This window comes from Streptomyces albireticuli (genome assembly GCF_021228125.1).
GTDB classification, from domain to species: domain Bacteria; phylum Actinomycetota; class Actinomycetes; order Streptomycetales; family Streptomycetaceae; genus Streptomyces; species Streptomyces albireticuli.
Window position 1 is genome coordinate 82,517 of record NZ_JAJQQS010000014.1, and the last position, 17,488, is coordinate 100,004.

Sequence of the window (17,488 nt, forward strand, 5' to 3'; positions counted from 1 at the left end):
GACGGTGACCCCGCGCGGGAGAACCCACCACCATGCAGACCCACCGCCACGAAGGTCACGCGCTGCCCGCGCACGTGGCCGAGCAGATCCGCACCGGCATCGCCGCCGCCCGCGAGCGCGCCGAGCCGTTCTGCGCCTACGTCCACGACACGACGGCCATCGCCGAGGGCGCCGGGCGCCTGCGCGCCGCCCTCCCGGACGCCTGCACCCTGCTGTACGCGATCAAGGCCAACTCGCGCCCCGAGGTGCTGCGCGCCCTGGCCCCCCGCGTCGACGGCTTCGAGATCTCCTCCGTGGGAGAGCTGCGCAAGGCCCGCGCCGCCGACGCCGGTGCCCGGGTCGTCTTCAACGGCCCCGGCAAGACCTGGAAGGACATCGAGGAGGGACTGCGCGCGGGCGTCGACCTCTTCAACGTGGAGAGCACGGCCGACCTGGCCCGCCTCGACGCGGTCGCCGGCCGCCTCGGCACCCGGGCCCGCGTCCAGCTGCGCGTCAACACCCGCCGCCCGCTCGTCACCGGCACCCGTCAGATGGTCGGTGTCGCCACGCAGTTCGGCGTCGACGAGGAGCAGCTGCCCGAGGTGATCGCCGCCGCGCTGGCCGCTCCCCACATCGAGGTCGAGGGGCTGCACCTGCACTCGGTGTCCAACAACACCGACGCCGCGTCCCATCTGGCGTTCGTCGACAGCTGTCTGGCCCTCGCCGCCGAACTGCGCGCACGCCACGGCGTCCCCACCAAGGTGCTCGACATCGGCGGCGGCTTCGGCGTCGACTACACCGGTGCCGGACGGCACTTCGCCTGGGACGACTTCGCCGCCGGCCTGCACGAGCGGGCCGAGGCCCTCACCGGGACCGAGCTCGTCATCGAGCCCGGCCGCTCGCTCGTCGCCGATCACGGCTACTACTGCGCCGAGGTGCTCGACCTCAAGCACAACCACGGCCAGGCCTTCGCCGTCCTGCGCGGCGGCATCCACCAGTTCCGGCTGCCCGCCGTCCTCCGGGCGGACCACCCCTTCGCCGTGGTCGGCGTCGACGACTGGCCCTGGCCCCTCGACCGTCCCGAGATCCGGGATTCGGCCGTCGCCCTCTGCGGTGAGCTGGGCACCCCGGCCGACGTCCTCACCCGTGCCCCCCGCGTCGGTCTGCTGCGCGCCGGCGACGTCGTGGTCTTCCCGCTCGCCGGGGCGTACGGCTGGGAGATCTCCCACCGGGACTTCCTCAGCCATCCCCACCCGGACTTCCTCACCACCTGACCGGCCACCGCGCGCTCCGTCCGCCCGCGCCCCCGACCACCGACGAAAGAACACCCATGCGACTGAACGGCATCGCCGGCGCGCCCCGGAGCGCGGCCTCGGGAGCCCCCGACGACCACGGACGCCACGCGCCCGACGACGCGACCCCGGTCGAGGTGCCGGCCGACCGGCCCCGCAGCGTCCCCCAGGCGTTCCGTCCCGCGACCGAGGAACTGCTCCTGGCGCCCGGTACCGCCCCGCACGCGCGCTTCCGGCCGGAGGACGAGCGCTCCCCCGCGTTCGCCCTCGCCGCGCTGTGCGCCGTTCTGCACCGTCACACCGCCCGGACCGGCTTCGTCCTGACGGTCCGTCTCCCCGCCGGCGCGTACGTACCGGCGCCGCTGTACGCCCAGGTCGACCCGGAGGGGTCCTTCACCGCGCTGTGGGACCGCGTCCACCGGGACACCACCGACGAGGCCTCCGCCGCCCGGCTCCCGCGGCGGGAGACGGGATCCGACGAGCACGCCCCGCGGACGGCCGTGGCGTTCCACCACCTCGCCACCGGCCACGGGACGGGCACCGGTACCGCCGGCGCACCCCCGCACGACATGGTCTTCACCCTTGACGCCACCGCCCTCTCCGTAGCCCTCCGCCTCACCTACAACACGGAGCTCTACGAGCGGGCGACCGCGGAACGTCTGCTCCGGCACCTGGCCACCCTCCTCGGCGCCGCCGAGGAGGAACCCGGCCGGCCCGTCGCCGAACTTCCGGTCGAGGACGCGCCCGTAGCCGCCCCCGCCCCCTGGCGGATCCCCGCGCCCGCGGGTCACCTCACGCCCCCGGCCCCCGGTACGGCCGAGAGCCTCGTGGACCGCTTCCGGGCCACCGCCGCCGCCCACCCCGGCCGCCCCGCGCTGCGCGGCCCCTCGGGTCCGCTGGGCTACGCGGAGCTCGACCGGCTCACCGACGCCACGGCACGGCGTCTCCCCCGGCCCCCGGCCGGGGGAAGCGGCCGCGTGGCGCTGCTGTGCGGGCACGACACCGGCGCGGTGCTGGGCGTCTGGTCGGCGCTCAAGGCCGGCGCCGCCTATGTGCCCCTCGACCCCCGTCTGGACGACGCCCGGCTCGCCGCGATCCTCTCCGACGCGGGCGCCCACGCCGTCCTGTGCGACGCCGGCCTCGCCGACCGGGCCGCGGCCCTGGCCCCCGCCCTCCCGGTCCTGAGCCTGCCCGCCGTGGGGGAGGACGCCCGTACCGCGCCCCGCTCGGCCAGGGAGGCCACCGACGGCCCCGCCGCCCCCGGCTCGTCCTCACCCGTGGCGGACGACATGGCGTACGTGCTCTACACCTCCGGTACCACCGGCGCGCCCAAGGGCGTCGTGCAGACGCACGGCAACGTCCTGCGCCATGCCCTGACCTACGCCACGCGGCTGTGCCTGGGCCCGGGCGACCGCGTCCCGCTGCTGGCCCGGTACTCCTTCGACGCGGGCGTCATGGACCTGTTCGGCGCCCTCCTGACGGGCGCCTGCCTGGAGGTCGTCGACCCCACCACGCACTCCCCCGCGTCCCTGCGCACCGCCCTGGCGGACGCGGGCGCGACCGTCGTGCACTGCACCCCCACGGTCTTCCGGCACCTGACGGGCCCCACGCGGGACGGCGACGTGCGGGGCCGGGGCACCGGCGGCACCGCGCTGGAGGCGGTACGCGTGGTCGTCCTGGGGGGCGAGGAGGCGACCGGCGCCGACGCGGCCTCCTTCCGTTCCGTCTTCCCCTCCCCCTGCGTGCTGGTCAACGGCCTCGGCCCGACGGAGTGCACCCTGGCGCTCCAGCACCTGGTGCGGCCGGGTGACGCCCTGCGCGCCTCGCTGCCCGTCGGCCTTCCGGTCGAAGGCGTCGACGCCCTGCTGACCGACGGAAGCGGCCGGCCCACCGAGGTCTTCGGCGAACTCGTCCTGCGCGGCACCGCCGTCGCACGCGGCTACTGGCAGGACCCCGGGCGCACCGCCGCGGCCTTCACGGCCGACACCGACGGAACGCCGCTGTACCGCACGGGAGACCTGGCCCGGCGGCTGCCCGACGGCAGCCTCGTCTTCTGCGGCCGTCGCGACCAGCGCGTCAAGATACGCGGCCAGTGGGCGGACCCCGCCGAGGTGGAGAAGCTCCTTCGCGTCCACCCGACGGTCGGTCAGGCCGCCGTCGTCACCGACCGGCAGCCGTCGCACGGGCCGCGCATGGTGGCCTACGTCACCTCCCCCACCTTCCTGCCGCCGGACGAGGACGAGCTGCTCGGTTACCTCGGCCGTCAGCTGCCCGACCACGCCGTGCCGGCCCGCGTCGTGGTGCTCGACAGCCTCCCGGTGGGCCTGACCGGCAAGCTCGACCGTTCCCGGCTGCCTGCCCCGCCCGAGGCGGGCCCCGGGCCGGAAGCTCCCCGTACCGGGACGGAGGAGGAGGTCGCCCGCATCTGGTGCGAGGTCCTCGGCCTCCAGGCGGTGGGCCTGCGCGAGCACTTCGTGGGCACCGGCGGCGACTCCATGCACCTGATGGAGATGCTGGCCCGCATCGAGGACGAGCTCGGTGCCGATGTCATGGTGGGTGACTTCCTGGCCTCGCCCACCGTCGAGTCGCTGGCGCGCCTGGTCGAGGACGACCTCGGCACGCGCTGAGGGAGGTGAGGGGAGGCGGCCGGCCGCCTCCCCTCACCTCCGCGCCACCCCTACCTCCGTACGCCCCTTTCCCCACTGATCAGGAGTGCCCGCACCTATGTCCTCGGCAGAGCCGACACCGGCAGCCACGGAACCGGAGATGGAGGGCATCCTGCGCCGTCAGGACGCCCGGGAGTCGTCCGCGCGCACCTACGCCCGCCACCTGAGGATCGTCCCCGTGCGGGCCTCGGGCATGACCGTGGAGGGCGCCGACGGCCGGACCTATCTGGACTGCCTCTCCGGCGCGGGCACCCTGGCCCTCGGGCACAACCACCCCGTGGCCGTCGAGGCGATGCGCAAGGTGATCGACAGCGGTCGCCCGATGCACACCCTCGACATCGCCACCCCCGAGAAGGACGCGTTCACCGAGGCCCTCTTCGCCACGCTTCCGCCCGCGCTCGCGCGTACCGCCCGTATCCAGTTCTGCAGCCCGGCCGGCACCGACGCGGTCGAGGCCGCGCTCAAGCTGGCCCGGTCCGCCACCGGGCGCCAGGGGCTGGCCGCCTTCACCGGCGCGTACCACGGGATGACCACCGGTGCCCTGGCGGTCTCGGGCGGTGTCGCGGCCAAGGCCCGCGTCGGGGGCTTCGCCGGGGACGTCACCCGCCTCCCCTACCCCTATCCCTACCGCTGTCCCCTCGGGCTCGGCGGCGACCTCGGGGCGTGTGCCGCCGCCGAGTACGCGCGCAGGCTCCTCGCCGACCCCAACGGCGGAGTCGTACCGCCCGCCGCGATGATCCTGGAACCGGTCCAGGGCGAAGGCGGTGTCGTCCCGGCCCCCGCCGACTGGCTGCGCGCGATGCGCGAGATCACCCGGCAGCACGGCATACCGCTGATCGCGGACGAGGTGCAGACCGGCATGGGACGCACCGGCACGCTGTGGGCGAGCGAGCACGCCGGGGTGGTCCCGGACGTCCTCGTCGCCTCCAAGGCCATCGGCGGCGGCCTTCCGCTCGCCGTCGTCGTCTACCGCGGGGACCTCGACGTGTGGGAGCCCGGCGCGCACGCGGGCACCTTCCGCGGCACCACCCTGGCCATGGCCACGGGCGCGGCGACCCTCGGGTACATCACCGAGAACCGGCTGGCCGAGCGCGCGGCCTCCCTCGGGACCCGCATGCTCGCCCGCCTGGAAGAGCTGCGCGCACGGTACGCGCACATCGGCGACGTACGCGGCCGGGGACTGATGCTCGGAGTGGAACTGGTCGACCCCGAGGGCGAGCCCGACATCCTGGGCAGCCTTCCGGCCGATCCCGCGCTGGCCCGCGCCGTACGCGCGGCCTGCCTCGACCGCGGGCTCATCGTCGAGCTCGGCGGCCGGCACGACACGGTCGTCCGGTTGCTGCCACCGCTCATCATCAGTGACGACGAGGCCGAGACGGTCCTGGAACGCTTCACCGACGCCCTGGAGGCGAGCACCCGTGCAGCACGCTGAGCCCCTTCTCCCGCCCGCCGTACCCGCGCACGCCCTGGCCCTGGGCCAGGAAGGCCCCGCGGTGCTGGGCGAGTTGCTGTCCACGGCCGTCGCGGCCCTGAGCGAGGGGGCCGCCGAGCGCGGCGGGCCCGTTCCGGCCGGCGCCCCCGGCGAGCTCGCGGGCCGGTGGGAGGCCCGGCTCGGTACGCCGCTCCCCGAACAGGGGGCAGGGGCGACCGCCGCGCTGGCCCAGGTGACACGTCTGCTGGCCGCGGGCGCCGCCGACCCCGCGGACCCGGCCTGCGCCGGTCATCTGCACTGCCCGCCGCTGGCCGTCGCCGTCGCCGCGGACATGGCCGCGTCCGCCCTCAACCCGTCACTGGACTCCTGGGACCAGGCGCCCGCGGCCACGACCGTCGAGCGCTCGGTCATCGGCGCCCTCGCCGGCCTGGCCGGTTACGACCCCGCCACGGCCTCCGGCGTCGTCACCACCGGCGGGACCGAGTCCAACCTGATGGGGCTCCTCCTCGCACGCGACCACGCCGTGACGCGCCACTTCGGCCTGTCCGCCGCCCGCACCGGCGTCCCCTCCGGTGCCCGCCCGCGCGTCCTGTGCTCCCGCGCCGCGCACTTCTCCGTCGCCCGCGCCGCCGGCTTCATCGGCCTCGGCGAGGACGCCGTGATCGCGGTCCCCACCGACTCCGGCCACCGCATGGACCCGTCGGCCCTGGACGAGGAACTGACCGCGCTCCGGCACCGCGGCGAGATCCCCGTCGCGATCGTCGCCACCGCGGGCACCACCGACCTCGGCGCCGTGGACCCGCTGCCGCGGATCGCCGCTCTCGCCGCCCGGCACGGCACCCGGCTGCACGTGGACGCCGCCTACGGCGGGGGAGCCCTCTTCTCCGAGCGGCTCCGCCCGCTGCTGGCCGGTCTCGCGGAGGCCGACACGATCACCCTCGACCTGCACAAGTTCGGCTGGCAGCCCGTGGCATCGGGGGTCTTCCTCACCCGCGACGCCGCCGACCTCGATCCGCTGGGCCGGCAGGTGGCCTACCTCAACCCCGAGGACGACGAGGAGGCCGGTTACACCAGCCTGCTCGGCCACTCCCTGCGCACCACGCGCCGCGCCGACGCCGCCAAGATCGCCGTCACCCTCAAGGCACTGGGCCGCACCGGTCTGGGCGCCATGGTCGACCGGTGCCACGACCTGGCGCTGCACGCCGCCCGCGCCGTCGCCGGCCACCCCCGCCTCGACCTCTACGCGCCCCCGACCCTGAGCACCGTCGTCTTCCGGTACCTCCCCGAGGGCGCCCCCGAGGACGTCACGGACGCCGTCAACGCCCGGCTGCGCCGGCGCCTGCTGGCCGAGGGCCGCGCGGTCGTGGGGCGTACGACCGCCCCGCACCCCGTCACCGGGCGTGAGGCCGTGTACGTCAAGCTCACGCTGCTCAACCCCGACACCACGCCCGGCACGGTCGACGCGCTTGTGGAGGCCGTGGCCCGGGCGGGCGCGGCAGAAGCTCCCTGACACCCCTTCCGCGCACCGGCAGCCGGGCGCGGACACCGGGACGCCGACCGACAATGAAGTGAGAACGAGCGAATGACCGACCTGTACCGTGCGGCCGGTGCCCCGCCACACCCCCGTACGGCCCTCCTGGACCCCTCGGGCACGACCGCGGACCCGGCCGTGCCCCCACCCGGCGGTGAGCCGGACGACCGGGGCGAGCGGGCGGCCGAGCTCGTGATGCGCGACCTCGTGGACACCCTGATCCAGGAGAACCTCTACGACGTCGCCCGGCGCCGCTCCGGAACCGTCCCGGACCGTCTCGCCGCCCAGGAACTCCGCTCCCACGAGAGCTGGTTCCGCGTCGACCTCGACGGAGGCTGGATCTGCTTCCGGGCCCGCCGGGTCACGGCCCTGCAGGCGTGGAGGTTCTCCCGGGGGCCGGTGTGGCACGGGGGTCCCGGCGCCCTCGCCCCGTCCGCCGGGGCCGTCCCGGGGCCGCGAGGGAACGGCACGGCACGGGCCGAGGGCGGAACGGCACCGGTGGCGGACGGCACGGCACCGGCCGAGGGCGACCCGGCCCGGGTCCAGGACGGGCCGACGGCACAGGACGGGACCTCACCGGTCCACGACGGGACGGCGCCCGCACGACGCCGCGAGCCGTCGCCGGCCGTACGGGAAGACGTGTCGCCGCGGCCCGTGCAGACGCTCCACCCCGCCGCGCTCCTCGGCCTCCTCCAGGACGACTCGCTCTCCCGCCCGCCCGTCCCCGGTCACACCCCGGCCCGCTACACCGACCAGGTGCTGGAGGACCTGCGCACCGCGGTCGAGCACACCGCCGTGACACTGGCCGTCCGGCGCCGTCTCGTCACACCCCCGGAGCCCGCCGGCACGCCGCGTACGCCCGGCACGGCGACCGGCGGGCACGCGGGCACCGGGACGCCCTCACCCGGCGAACCGTCCGGCGTCACCTCCGGGCACCCCTTGCTGCCGCGTCCCCACTGCCTGGTGGCGGGTGAGCGCCTGGCCTCCTTGCGCAACCGCCCCTTCCACCCCACCGCGCGCGCCGCCACCGGCTGGTCCGCCGCCGACGCCACCTCCTACGGCCCCCTGCGCGACCAGGCCCTGTCGCCGGCCTGGGTCGCCGTACCCCGCCAGGACAGCCGGCACGGTTCGGCCGACGCCTCCGGCGCCCTCCACCACCTGCTGCTCACCGGCTCCGAGACCGACGCCCTCCTTGAGCTGATGGCACGTCACCGGCTGGACGAGGCCACCCACCAGCCGCTCCCCGTCCACCCCTGGCAGTACCACCACCTCTTCGCCGACGGCCACCGGCGGACCGCGGACGGTCCGGTGCCGCTCACCGCCGCCCTCGGCGCGTTCCACCCCACCTCCTCCCTGCGCACCCTGGCCGGCGCCACCCGTCCGCACGTCCACGTCAAACTGCCGCTGAACGTGACGACCCTCGGCGTGCCCCGCCTGCTCGTACCGGGCGACCTGGACAACGGTGAACTCGCCGAGGCCACCCTGCGCACCATCGCCGACCGCGACCCGCTCCTGCGCGACCTCGCCCTCGTCTGCGACGAGCGCACCTGGGCGGGCTGGAGCAGCCCCTCGACGGCGAAACCGCCGACCGCCGTCCTGCCGGGGCAGCTGGCGGCTCAGGTGCGTCTGTACCCGCGGGGGGTGTTCGACGCCCCACACCAGCTCGTCATGCCCATGGCCGCGCTGGCGGCCCACGAGTGGGACCTCCTCGGCCCCGCACTCGCCCGTGCCCGCTCGGCCGGGCCCTGGGGACCGGCCCGGGCCCTGGAGTTCTTCGGGGAACTCGCCGACTCCTTCCTCACCATGGCCGTGGGGTACCTGAGCCACGGCGTGCTGCCCGAGCTCCACGGGCAGAACGTGGTCGTCGTCCTCGAGAACGGCCTGCCCCGCCGGTTCGTCCTGCGCGACCACGACACCCTGCGGTTCACCCCCGGCTGGATGGCCGACGCCGGCCTCCCCCTCCCCGGGTACCGGATCAAGCCCGGCGACCCCGACTCCGTGTGCGTTCCCACCGGACGTGAGCTCGTCGGCTTCCTCCAGACCCTGGGCGTCCAGGTCAACCTCTACGGCGTCGCCGACGCCCTGGCCCGCGCGCACGGCATCGACGAGAGCCTGTTCTGGAAGCGTCTGCCGGAGGCCGTCGAGACCGCGCTGGCACGCACCGACCCCCCGTCCGCCGTGGCCGACACCGTCCGGCGGGAGCTGCTGCGGGCACCCGTCTGGCCCTCGCGGCTGGTCCTCGGCCCCTTGCTGCGCGAGGGCCGTTCACGGCAGGTGACCATGCCCGCCGGTGTGGGACAGGTCCCCAACCCGCTCCTCCCGCCGGCCTGAGAAGGAAGCACACGACCATGCACGTCCCCGCGGACGGTACGACGTACCCGGCTTCGCCCGCCCAGGAACGCCTCTACCCGCCGATGCTGGCCGACCCCGAGGTCAGCCGGGCCTACAACATGTCCGAAGCCCATCGCTTCAGCGGCCCCCTGGACACCCGGGCCCTCGGCGAGGCCGTCGCCGCCGTCACCGCCCGTCACCACGCCCTGCGCACCTCGCTGCGCCGGGACGCCGACGGCACCGTACGGCAGGTGCTCCACTCCCCCGCTCCGGACCCCCTGACGTTCGTCGACCTCACCACCGACCTGGAGCGGCTCCCGGAAGCCGGTCGCGAGGAGGCCCTCCGGCGCCGGGTGGCCGCCGACGCCGACGCCCTGTTCCCGCCCGCCGGCGCCCCGCTGTCGCGCTTCACGCTCTACCGCGCGGGCGAGCGCGACCACCTCCTCCTGGTGGTCGCCCATCACATCGTCTTCGACGGCTGGTCGATGGGCGTGCTGTGGCGCGAGGTGTCCGAGCTCTACCGTGCCGCCACCACCGGCGAGCCGCATTCCTTGCAGGACCCACCGCTGCAGTTCACGGAGTTCGCCGCCGAACAGCGCGCGTGGACCGGGACGCCCAGGGCGCGGAAGCTCCTCGGCCGCTGTCTCTCGGAGCTGGCGGGCTTCACCGACGCCACGACCTTCCCCTACGACAACCCCGCGCCCCCGAAGAAGACGTTCACGGGTGAACGCCGGGCCTTCCCGCTCCCCGAGGCGACGAGCGACGCCCTCACCGCACTCGCCCGCCGTGAGAACGTCACCCTCGCGGCCGTCAGCCTCTCCGCGCTGCACCTGCTGCTGCGCACACTGACGGGCAGTCAGGACATCACCGTCGGCGTCCCCATGGCCAACCGCACCCGGGCCCGGACGTTCGGAGCCGTCGGCTACTTCGCGAACGCCCATGTCCTGCGCGCCCGTCCGCCCGCCGAGCGGACCCTGCGCGACCTGCTCCACCTCTCCGCCGCGAAGCTCGGCGACGCGCTCGGCTGCCAGGCCGTGCCGTTCCCCGCCGTGGTGGCGGCGATGCGGGAGGAGGGCTCTCCGCCGCCCAGGCTGTTCCGCGTCCTGTTCACCTTCCACAACGAGCCCGCCCCGCCGCCGGCCCTGACCGGCGTCCGCGGCACCCCCTACGACCTGGGCGGCAGCGTCAGCACCACCGACGTCACCTTCCACGTGGGCAGCCGCGGCGGCCGGACGACCATCGAGTTCCAGTACAACCCGGACCTCTACCGCGAGGAGTCCGTCGAGCGCTTCGCCGCTCGGTACGAGGAAGCCCTCGACCTCCTGCTGGGCGACCTCGACCGCACGATCGGCGAGGCGCCAAGGCCCTGACGCGCCCTGAGGCCGGAGCCGGGGCCTACCGCCACAGCTCGGGGAAGACCGCCGCCGCCCACCGCGGCGGCAGCGGCACCGGCTCCCGCTCCGGCGCCGGCTCCCGCTCCGGTTCCGGTTCCGGTTCCTGAGGCAACGCCGCCAACCCGCGCACCACGCGCGTCGGCTCGTGCACGACTCGCGTCGGCTCGTGCGCCATCCGCGTCGGTTCACGCACCACCCGTGTGGCCTCGTGCCCCGCGGGCGGACCCGAGGCCACCACGCCGCCCGCCGCCGTCCGGCGCAGCGCCGTCACGAACTGGAGGCAGCTGTCGTAGCGGTCGTCGGGGGACTTGGCCAGGGCCGTGGCGAGGACCTCGTCGGCCGCGGCGGGCAGGCCGGGGATGTTGTCGGAGGCCCGGGGCGGAGGATCGTACTGGTGCGCCCAGAGCAGGGCCATGTCGTCGTCGCGCCGGAACGGCGGCGCCCCCGACAGCATTTCGTAGACGACGCAGGCGAGGCTGTAGACGTCGCAGCGGCCGTCCACGGGCTTGCCGGAGATCTGCTCGGGGGCGACGTAGTCCAGGGTGCCGACGAACTGTCCCACCCGGGTGTAGCCGGTCAGGGACAGCGACTTCTTCGTCAGCCCGAAGTCGGTGAGGTACACGTGCTCGGGGTGGTCGGCGTCGGTGCCCTCGGCGACGAGGATGTTGCCCGGTTTGACGTCGCGGTGCACGAGGTCGTGGGCGTGGGCGGCGTCGAGGGCCGAGGCCACCTGGACGGCGATGCGGCAGGCGACGGCCAGGGACAGCGGCCCGCTGCGGTCGAGCAGCGCGCGGAGGTCCTGGCCGGCCACGTAGCGCATGGCGATGTAGAGCACGCCGTCGGCCTCGCCGGCCTCGAAGACGGGGACGATGTGCGGGTGGTCGATGGCCGCCGCGACCTGGGACTCATGGCCGAATCGTTTGCGGAAGGTGTCGTTGCGGGCCAGCTCCGGGGCCAGCAGTTTGAGGGCGACGGTACGGCCCAGGCGCAGGTCGCGGGCGCGGTAGACGACGGCCATGCCGCCCCGGCCGATCTCGCTCTCCACGCGGTACGCGGCGATCCGGCGGCCGATCAGCGCGGAGGGCCGTTCCACGGGGACGCCGGGCCGGAGCGGCTCGTCGCCCGCCATCAGCCCTCGCTCCCGGACGGAGCGCCGGGTGCGGCGAACGCCGTCGCCGCCGTGCCGTCGTAGTAGAGCCAGCCGTCGCGTTCGGCGTCGTAGAGCCAGACGGACTCGCCGTCGACGACCACGCCGATGCGCAGGCCGTGGGTGGTCCGGCGGAAGGTCTCGCCGTCCACGCGGCCCGCCGCCAGTTCCTCCGCCGCGCGCCGGTAGCGGCCGAGCGTCTGCTCGACCCGGGTGAGGAGGCCGCGGGCCTCGGCCGTCCGGGCGAGCGGGGTGCTCGCGGCGGGCGGGCCCTGCGGGAGCGGTACGAGGAGCCGGCCGTCGACCCAGGCCGCCCAGCCGTTGGAGCAGAGCACCCGGCCCCAGTCGCCCAGCCGGTCCAGGAGCCGGACCGGGAGCAGCGGGTCGAGCGGCTCGGTGGGCACGGCGCCGTCGGGGGACGACCAGGTGGGCAGCCCGTCGGGCGGCACCACGTGGGTGGGCCGGAAGTCCGCGGCGGTGTTCGTGGCGTCCATGCGCGGCGGCCCCTCACTTCCGCATGACGGCGGGCTCCTGGCGGCGCAGCAGCCGCGCGACGACCAGAGCGATGACGACCGAGAGGACCACCATCATCGCCATGTCGAGCAGCCAGACGCCCGCGCTGTGGTCGAAGAGCGGGTCGGCGGTCTGTTTGGTCGGGAGGATGCGCTCCAGCTCGATCGTGCCGGCCATCGCGCCCATCGCCCAGCGCGAGGGCACGAGCCAGGAGAACTGCTCCAGGCCGGGCACGCCGTGCAGCACGAGGAACGCGCCGCAGAAGACGACCTGGACGATCGCGAGGAGCACCAGCAGCGGCATGGTGACCTCCTCCTTGCTCACCAGCGCCGACACCAGCAGGCCGAGCATCATGGCGGTGAAGGACAGCAGCGCCACGGCCAGGGTGATCTCGGCGAGCGGTGGCAGGAGGACGCCTTTGCCGCCCGGGGCGGCGGTGTCGACGCCGAAGAGGCCGACGAGGGTCAGGACGACGGCCTGGCAGACGGTGATCAGGCCGAGGACGACGATCTTCGACATCAGATAGGCCGACCGGGACAGGCCGACGGCCCGTTCGCGGCGGTAGATGGCCCGTTCCTTGACCAGTTCGCGGACGGCGTTGGCCGCGCCGGTCAGGACGCCGCCGACGCACAGGATCATCAGGGCGTTCATCGCGGTGTCGCCGGTGAGCCGGCTGCCGGCGAGCGCCCGTGCCATGGCGCCCATGACGAACGGCAGGGCGATCATGATGGCGAGGAAGGTGCGGTCGGCCGTCAGCGCGGCGGTGTACCGGCGCACGAGGGTGCGCAGTTGGGCGCCCCAGCTCTGGGCCTTCAGCGGCGCGGGGGCGGGCGCGGGCGCGGGGACCTCGCCGAGGTGGGGCTGTTCGGTGGCGGTGCTGACGTACTGCCGGTACTGCGGCGAGGCGCGGTAGTCGCCCGCCCAGTCCCGGTCCTTGTCGTTCTCGAACGCCTCGAAGGCTTCGGGCCAGCGGGGCTGGCCGAAGAACGGGAGTGTCTCCTCCGGCGGGCCGTAGTAGGCGGTGCGGCCGCCGGGGGCGAGGACCAGCAGCCTGTCGCAGAGGTCGAGGCTGAGGACGCTGTGGGTGACGACGATGACGGTGCGGCCGTCGTCGGCGAGCTTGCGCAGCATGGTCATCACGGAGCGGTCCATGCCCGGGTCGAGGCCGGAGGTGGGCTCGTCGAGGAAGAGCAGGGAGGGCTTCGTCAGCAGTTCGAGCGCCACGCTGACGCGCTTGCGCTGGCCGCCGGAGAGGCTGTGGATGGGCTGGCCGACGCGCTGCTGGAGGCCGAGTTCGCCGATCACCTCGTCGACCCGGGCCTGGCGTTCGGCCTTCGCGGTGTCGCCGGGGAAGCGGAGCTCGGCGGCGTAGCCGAGGGCGCGGCGCACGCTGAGCTGGGTGTGCAGGATGTCGTCCTGCGGTACGAGGCCGATGCGCGCGCGGAGCTCGGCGTAGTCGCGGTAGAGGTCGCGGCCGTCGTAGAGCACGGTGCCGCGGTCGGCGGGGCGCAGCCCGGTGAGGGCGTTGAGGAGGGTGGACTTGCCGGCGCCGCTCGGTCCGACGACGGCGAGGAGGCACTTGGCGCCCACGGGGAAGGAGACGTCGTCGAGCAGCGTCCTGCGGCCCTTGTCCACCTGGACGGTGAGGTCCTGGACGTCGAGGGAGACCTCGCCGGTGTCGACGTACTCCTGGAGCTGATCGCCGACGAGGCAGAAGGCGGAGTGTCCGATGCCGATGATGTCGCCGGGGCGCACCGGTGCCCGGTGCACGAGGCTGCCGTTGAGGTAGGTGCCGTTGTGACTGCCGAGGTCGACGATCTCATAACCGCCGTCCGGCAGGGCGCGCAGTTCGGCGTGCCTGCGGGAGACGACGAGGTCGTCGACGGTGAGGTCGTTGTCGGCGCCGCGGCCGATACGGACGGTGCGCGAGGGCAGCGGGCGTACGGAGGTGGGCTGCCGGAAGGTGCCGGTGGCGGCGGGCAGTGACACGGACGAGGGACGGCGCGCCGGGGGCGGGGCCGCTCCTTTGAGTACGGCGGCGGGGCCGTCGGAGGGGTTGCCGAAGCGGATGACGCTGCCCGGGCCGACGTCCTCGGCGCGCACCCGGTGACCGTCGGTCCAGGTGCCGTTGGTGCTGCCGGTGTCCTCCACCCTCCAGTGGTCGCCCACGGGGCGCAGGACCGCGTGGTGCCACGAGACCCGTGCGTCCCGCAGCACGATGTCGCTCAGGGGATCGCGCCCCACCTGATAGCTCCGGCCCGGGCTCATCGTCTTCGAGCCGCCATCGGCCTCGACGACGAGTTCGGGGGCGGAGGGCGCGACCGGCCGCTCTCCCATACCCGGTATTTTACGGCGGGCAGCGCGCCCCCGCCTTCCGGCGACCGTGACCTCGGCGCGCGCCGGGCCGGTGGAGGGAGATGCCTGGTGAGCGCGGATCGCGAGCGGCTGCCGGTGTTCGTCTACGGGACGCTGCGTCCCGGTCAGCGGAACCACACGGCCTTCCTGCGGGGGCGGACGGTCGCGGAGGAGCCGGCCCGGATGCGGGGCGCGGTGCTCTTCGAGGGTCCGGGCTATCCGTACGCGGTGCCGGACGCGACCGGCGAGATCTTCGGCGACCTGGTGTTCCTGGCGGCGGACCAGCACGACGGGGTGCTCGCCGCGCTGGACCGGCTGGAGGGGTGCCTGCCCGGCGGGCCGGGGCGGCACTACGTCCGGGTGGAGCGCCCGGTGCTACCGGAGGGCGGCGGGACCGCCCGTGCCTGGGTGTACCTGGCGGTGGACGAGGTGGCGCGGCGGCTGCGGGCGGTGGGGACGCGGATCCCGGGCGGTCGCTGGCCGGTGTGACGGGTGCGGTGTGACGGGTGCGGTGTGACGGGTGCCGCTGTGCGGGGTCTTTTCCCCACCCCGCCCCTTCCCGAATGTCCTCAATCGCCGGACGGGCTGATTTTCAGCCCGTCCGGCGATTGAGGACCGGGGTCCGGGGCGGAGCCCCGCCACGCGGCGGAGCCGCACATCGGATGCTTCGGGAAGGGGCGGGGCTGGGGAAAAAGCCCGCCGCAGGCGCGCCCTTAGGGAAATCCCCACTCCCCGTCTCACATCGTGAGCAGTTCCCGCGAGACGTCAACCTCCCCTGGAGTTGACACGTCTTCACCTGCGAGTCGACGGCACGTCACCGTTCCCTCACCGTCCGTTTGTTCAATGTAAACAGTTGATCAACTGTACGGACATTGTGAAATTTCCGCTTTTCGTGGGCATGCCAATCAGGGCAGAGTCCTCCGCGGGACCACAGGTTCCCGCGGTTCGCCGGAGACGGCACCGCGCGCATGCAGGCGGCGGGCCCGTCCCGGACCGCCCTCACGACAAGGGCGCTGAACAGTGCGTACATCCCCCACGAACCACAGACGAATACTCACCGCCGCCGTCGCCGTGGTGGCCGCCGCCACCATGGCGGGCACCGCCGTCGCGGCCACGCCCGACGAGGTCAAGGAGTCGGCGCGCGCCTCCTCCATATCCGCCGCCCGGACCGCAGCCAACGCCTCGCTCATCAAGGCGGCGAGCGCCGCCGCCGTCTCGCACGCCACCGAGACCGGTGTCGGCAAGGACGACACCCTCAAGGTGAAGGACACGCTCGTCGACCCGGAGGGCAAGCGGCACGTCCGCTTCACCCGCGTCTACCGCGGCGTCCCCGTCGTCGGCGGCGACCTCGTCGTCCACCTCGACGCCAAGCAGAACTACCTGGGCGTCACCCGCGCCATCCAGCACAAGGTCTCCCTCTCCTCGGTCACCCCCAAGCTGACCGCGCCGCAGGCCGCCGCCAAGGCCGCCGGCGCCGCCAAGGGCTCCGCCGCGAAGACCGAACTGGTCGTCGACGTCCGGGGCGGCAAGTCCGTCCTGGCCTACCGGGTGACCGTCACGGACAGCCGCACCCAGGAGACCGGCGGCCTCCACTCCGTGGTCGTGGACGCCACCTCCGGCACGGTGCTCAGCGACACCCCGCTGACCGACGCCTTCATCTCCCCCAAGCTCAAGACCAAGCTGCGCGGCCTGGGCAAGCAGGCGGGCCCCAGCACCGGCCCGAAGGCCACCCCGCCGCGCAAGGCCCAGCCCGACGCGGGCTTCCCGGCCCGGGCCGACGGCAGCGGCGCCTCGTTCTTCGCCGGCACCGTCCCCCTCGTCACCACGCAGACCGCCAAGGACTCCTTCGTACTGAAGGACCCCAGCCGCGGTGGCGGCGAGACCCGTGACGCCGGCGGCAAGGAGCTCAACTACTTCTCCGAGGGCAAGGCGTTCACCGACGGCGACAACCGCTGGGGCAACGGCACGGGCACCGACTCCGCCACCGCCGCCGTGGACGCGCAGTACGGCATCACCAGCACCTTCGACTACTACAAGAGCACCTTCGGCCGCGACGGCATCAAGAACGACGGCGCCGGCCCGCACGCCCTGGTGCACTTCGGTGACAAGGTCGCCAACGCCTTCTGGTCCCCCGACTGCTCCTGCATGCTCTACGGCGACGGCGATGGAGAAACGTTCAAGCAGCCGCTGGTCGCCCTGGACGTCACCGGCCACGAGCTGAGCCACGGCGTGATCGAGGCGACGGCCGACTTCCAGCCGACCCGTGTCGACGCGCGGCAGAACCAGTTCGGCGAGGCCGGCTCCCTCAACGAGTCGCTCGCCGACATCTTCGGCACCGGAGTCGAGTTCCGCACCAACAACGCCGGCAACCCCCCGAACTACCTGCTCGGCGAGAAGCTCGGCCTGGACCAGAAGTTCCTGCGCCGCATGGACAAGCCCTCCCTGGACGTCCTCGAGGGCACCGTCGACTACTGGGACGCCGACTCCTTCGACCGCGAGGTGCACGCGGGCTCGGGCGTCTCCTCCCACGCCTTCTACCTGCTGGCCGAGGGCAGCGGCAAGAAGACCATCGGCGGCGTGGAGTACGACTCCGCCACGTACGACGGCAAGCCGGTCACCGGCATCGGCCGGGAGAAGGCCGAGCAGATCTTCTACCGCGCCCTGACCCGCTACATGGTCTCGACGACCGACTTCCACGAGGCCCGCACGGCCACCCTCCAGGCGGCGGCGGACATGTACGGCGCGAACAGCACCGAGCGCGCGGCGGTCGACCGGGCCTGGGCCGCGGTGAACGTCACGGCCGGGAACACCCCCAAGGAGTCGGTCAAGCGCTGACCTCGGCAGCGTC

11 protein-coding genes are annotated in these 17,488 nt (G+C 74.2%); 8 read left to right on the plus strand and 3 right to left on the minus strand.

The window, feature by feature from the left end; translation table 11 throughout:
• The first annotated feature begins 32 nt into the window (after positions 1-32).
• The 6 genes from LUZ64_RS24270 to LUZ64_RS24295 all read left to right on the plus strand — a co-directional run bounded on the left by LUZ64_RS24270 (position 33) and on the right by LUZ64_RS24295 (position 10,601).
• Positions 33-1,253: an alanine racemase gene (locus LUZ64_RS24270; protein WP_095584292.1), complete on the plus strand. Its 1,221-nt coding sequence runs from the start codon at positions 33-35 to the stop codon at positions 1,251-1,253.
• A gap of 56 nt (positions 1,254-1,309) precedes the next feature.
• The gene (locus tag LUZ64_RS24275) at positions 1,310-3,898 is read left to right on the plus strand and encodes an AMP-binding protein (RefSeq protein WP_232398735.1); all 2,589 of its coding nucleotides are present in this window, start codon (positions 1,310-1,312) and stop codon (positions 3,896-3,898) included.
• A gap of 97 nt (positions 3,899-3,995) precedes the next feature.
• Positions 3,996-5,369 carry a diaminobutyrate--2-oxoglutarate transaminase family protein gene (locus tag LUZ64_RS24280; RefSeq protein ID WP_095583943.1) on the plus strand — a complete coding sequence of 458 codons (1,374 nt, stop codon included), beginning with the start codon at positions 3,996-3,998 and terminating at the stop codon, positions 5,367-5,369.
• Positions 5,356-6,879 (plus strand): pyridoxal phosphate-dependent decarboxylase family protein, encoded by a 1,524-nt coding sequence (locus tag LUZ64_RS24285; RefSeq protein WP_232398737.1) that lies wholly within the window; start codon positions 5,356-5,358, stop codon positions 6,877-6,879. Before LUZ64_RS24280 ends, LUZ64_RS24285 begins: the two co-directional genes overlap by 14 nt.
• Positions 6,880-6,951: 72 nt before the next feature.
• The gene (locus LUZ64_RS24290) at positions 6,952-9,231 is read left to right on the plus strand and encodes an IucA/IucC family protein (RefSeq protein ID WP_095583942.1); all 2,280 of its coding nucleotides are present in this window, start codon (positions 6,952-6,954) and stop codon (positions 9,229-9,231) included.
• 17 nt (positions 9,232-9,248) lie between these two features.
• The gene (locus tag LUZ64_RS24295; protein WP_095583941.1) at positions 9,249-10,601 is read left to right on the plus strand and encodes a condensation domain-containing protein; all 1,353 of its coding nucleotides are present in this window, start codon (positions 9,249-9,251) and stop codon (positions 10,599-10,601) included.
• A gap of 25 nt (positions 10,602-10,626) precedes the next feature.
• Here the strand turns inward: LUZ64_RS24295 and LUZ64_RS24300 are convergent, their stop codons facing one another.
• Genes LUZ64_RS24300 through LUZ64_RS24310 form a run of 3 tightly spaced genes read right to left on the minus strand, consistent with a single transcriptional unit; the run spans position 10,627 to position 14,622 of the window.
• Complete coding sequence (locus LUZ64_RS24300; RefSeq protein ID WP_095583940.1) at positions 10,627-11,754, minus strand: serine/threonine-protein kinase; 1,128 nt, start codon at positions 11,752-11,754, stop codon at positions 10,627-10,629.
• Positions 11,754-12,266, minus strand: coding sequence for a hypothetical protein (locus LUZ64_RS24305; protein ID WP_095583939.1), 513 nt, complete (start codon positions 12,264-12,266; stop codon positions 11,754-11,756). Before LUZ64_RS24305 ends, LUZ64_RS24300 begins: the two co-directional genes overlap by 1 nt.
• Before the next feature lie 13 nt (positions 12,267-12,279).
• On the minus strand, positions 12,280-14,622 hold the full coding sequence (locus LUZ64_RS24310; RefSeq protein ID WP_095583938.1) for an ABC transporter ATP-binding protein/permease: 2,343 nt from the start codon (positions 14,620-14,622) through the stop codon (positions 12,280-12,282).
• Between the two features lie 84 nt (positions 14,623-14,706).
• On the opposite strand from LUZ64_RS24310, the gene LUZ64_RS24315 reads away from it, so the two are divergent.
• The gene (locus tag LUZ64_RS24315; RefSeq protein WP_095583946.1) at positions 14,707-15,129 is read left to right on the plus strand and encodes a gamma-glutamylcyclotransferase family protein; all 423 of its coding nucleotides are present in this window, start codon (positions 14,707-14,709) and stop codon (positions 15,127-15,129) included.
• 600 nt (positions 15,130-15,729) lie between these two features.
• Entirely contained in the window at positions 15,730-17,475 is a 1,746-nt protein-coding gene (locus tag LUZ64_RS24320; RefSeq protein WP_095583945.1) for a M4 family metallopeptidase, read from the plus strand.
• The last annotated feature ends 13 nt before the right edge of the window (positions 17,476-17,488 follow it).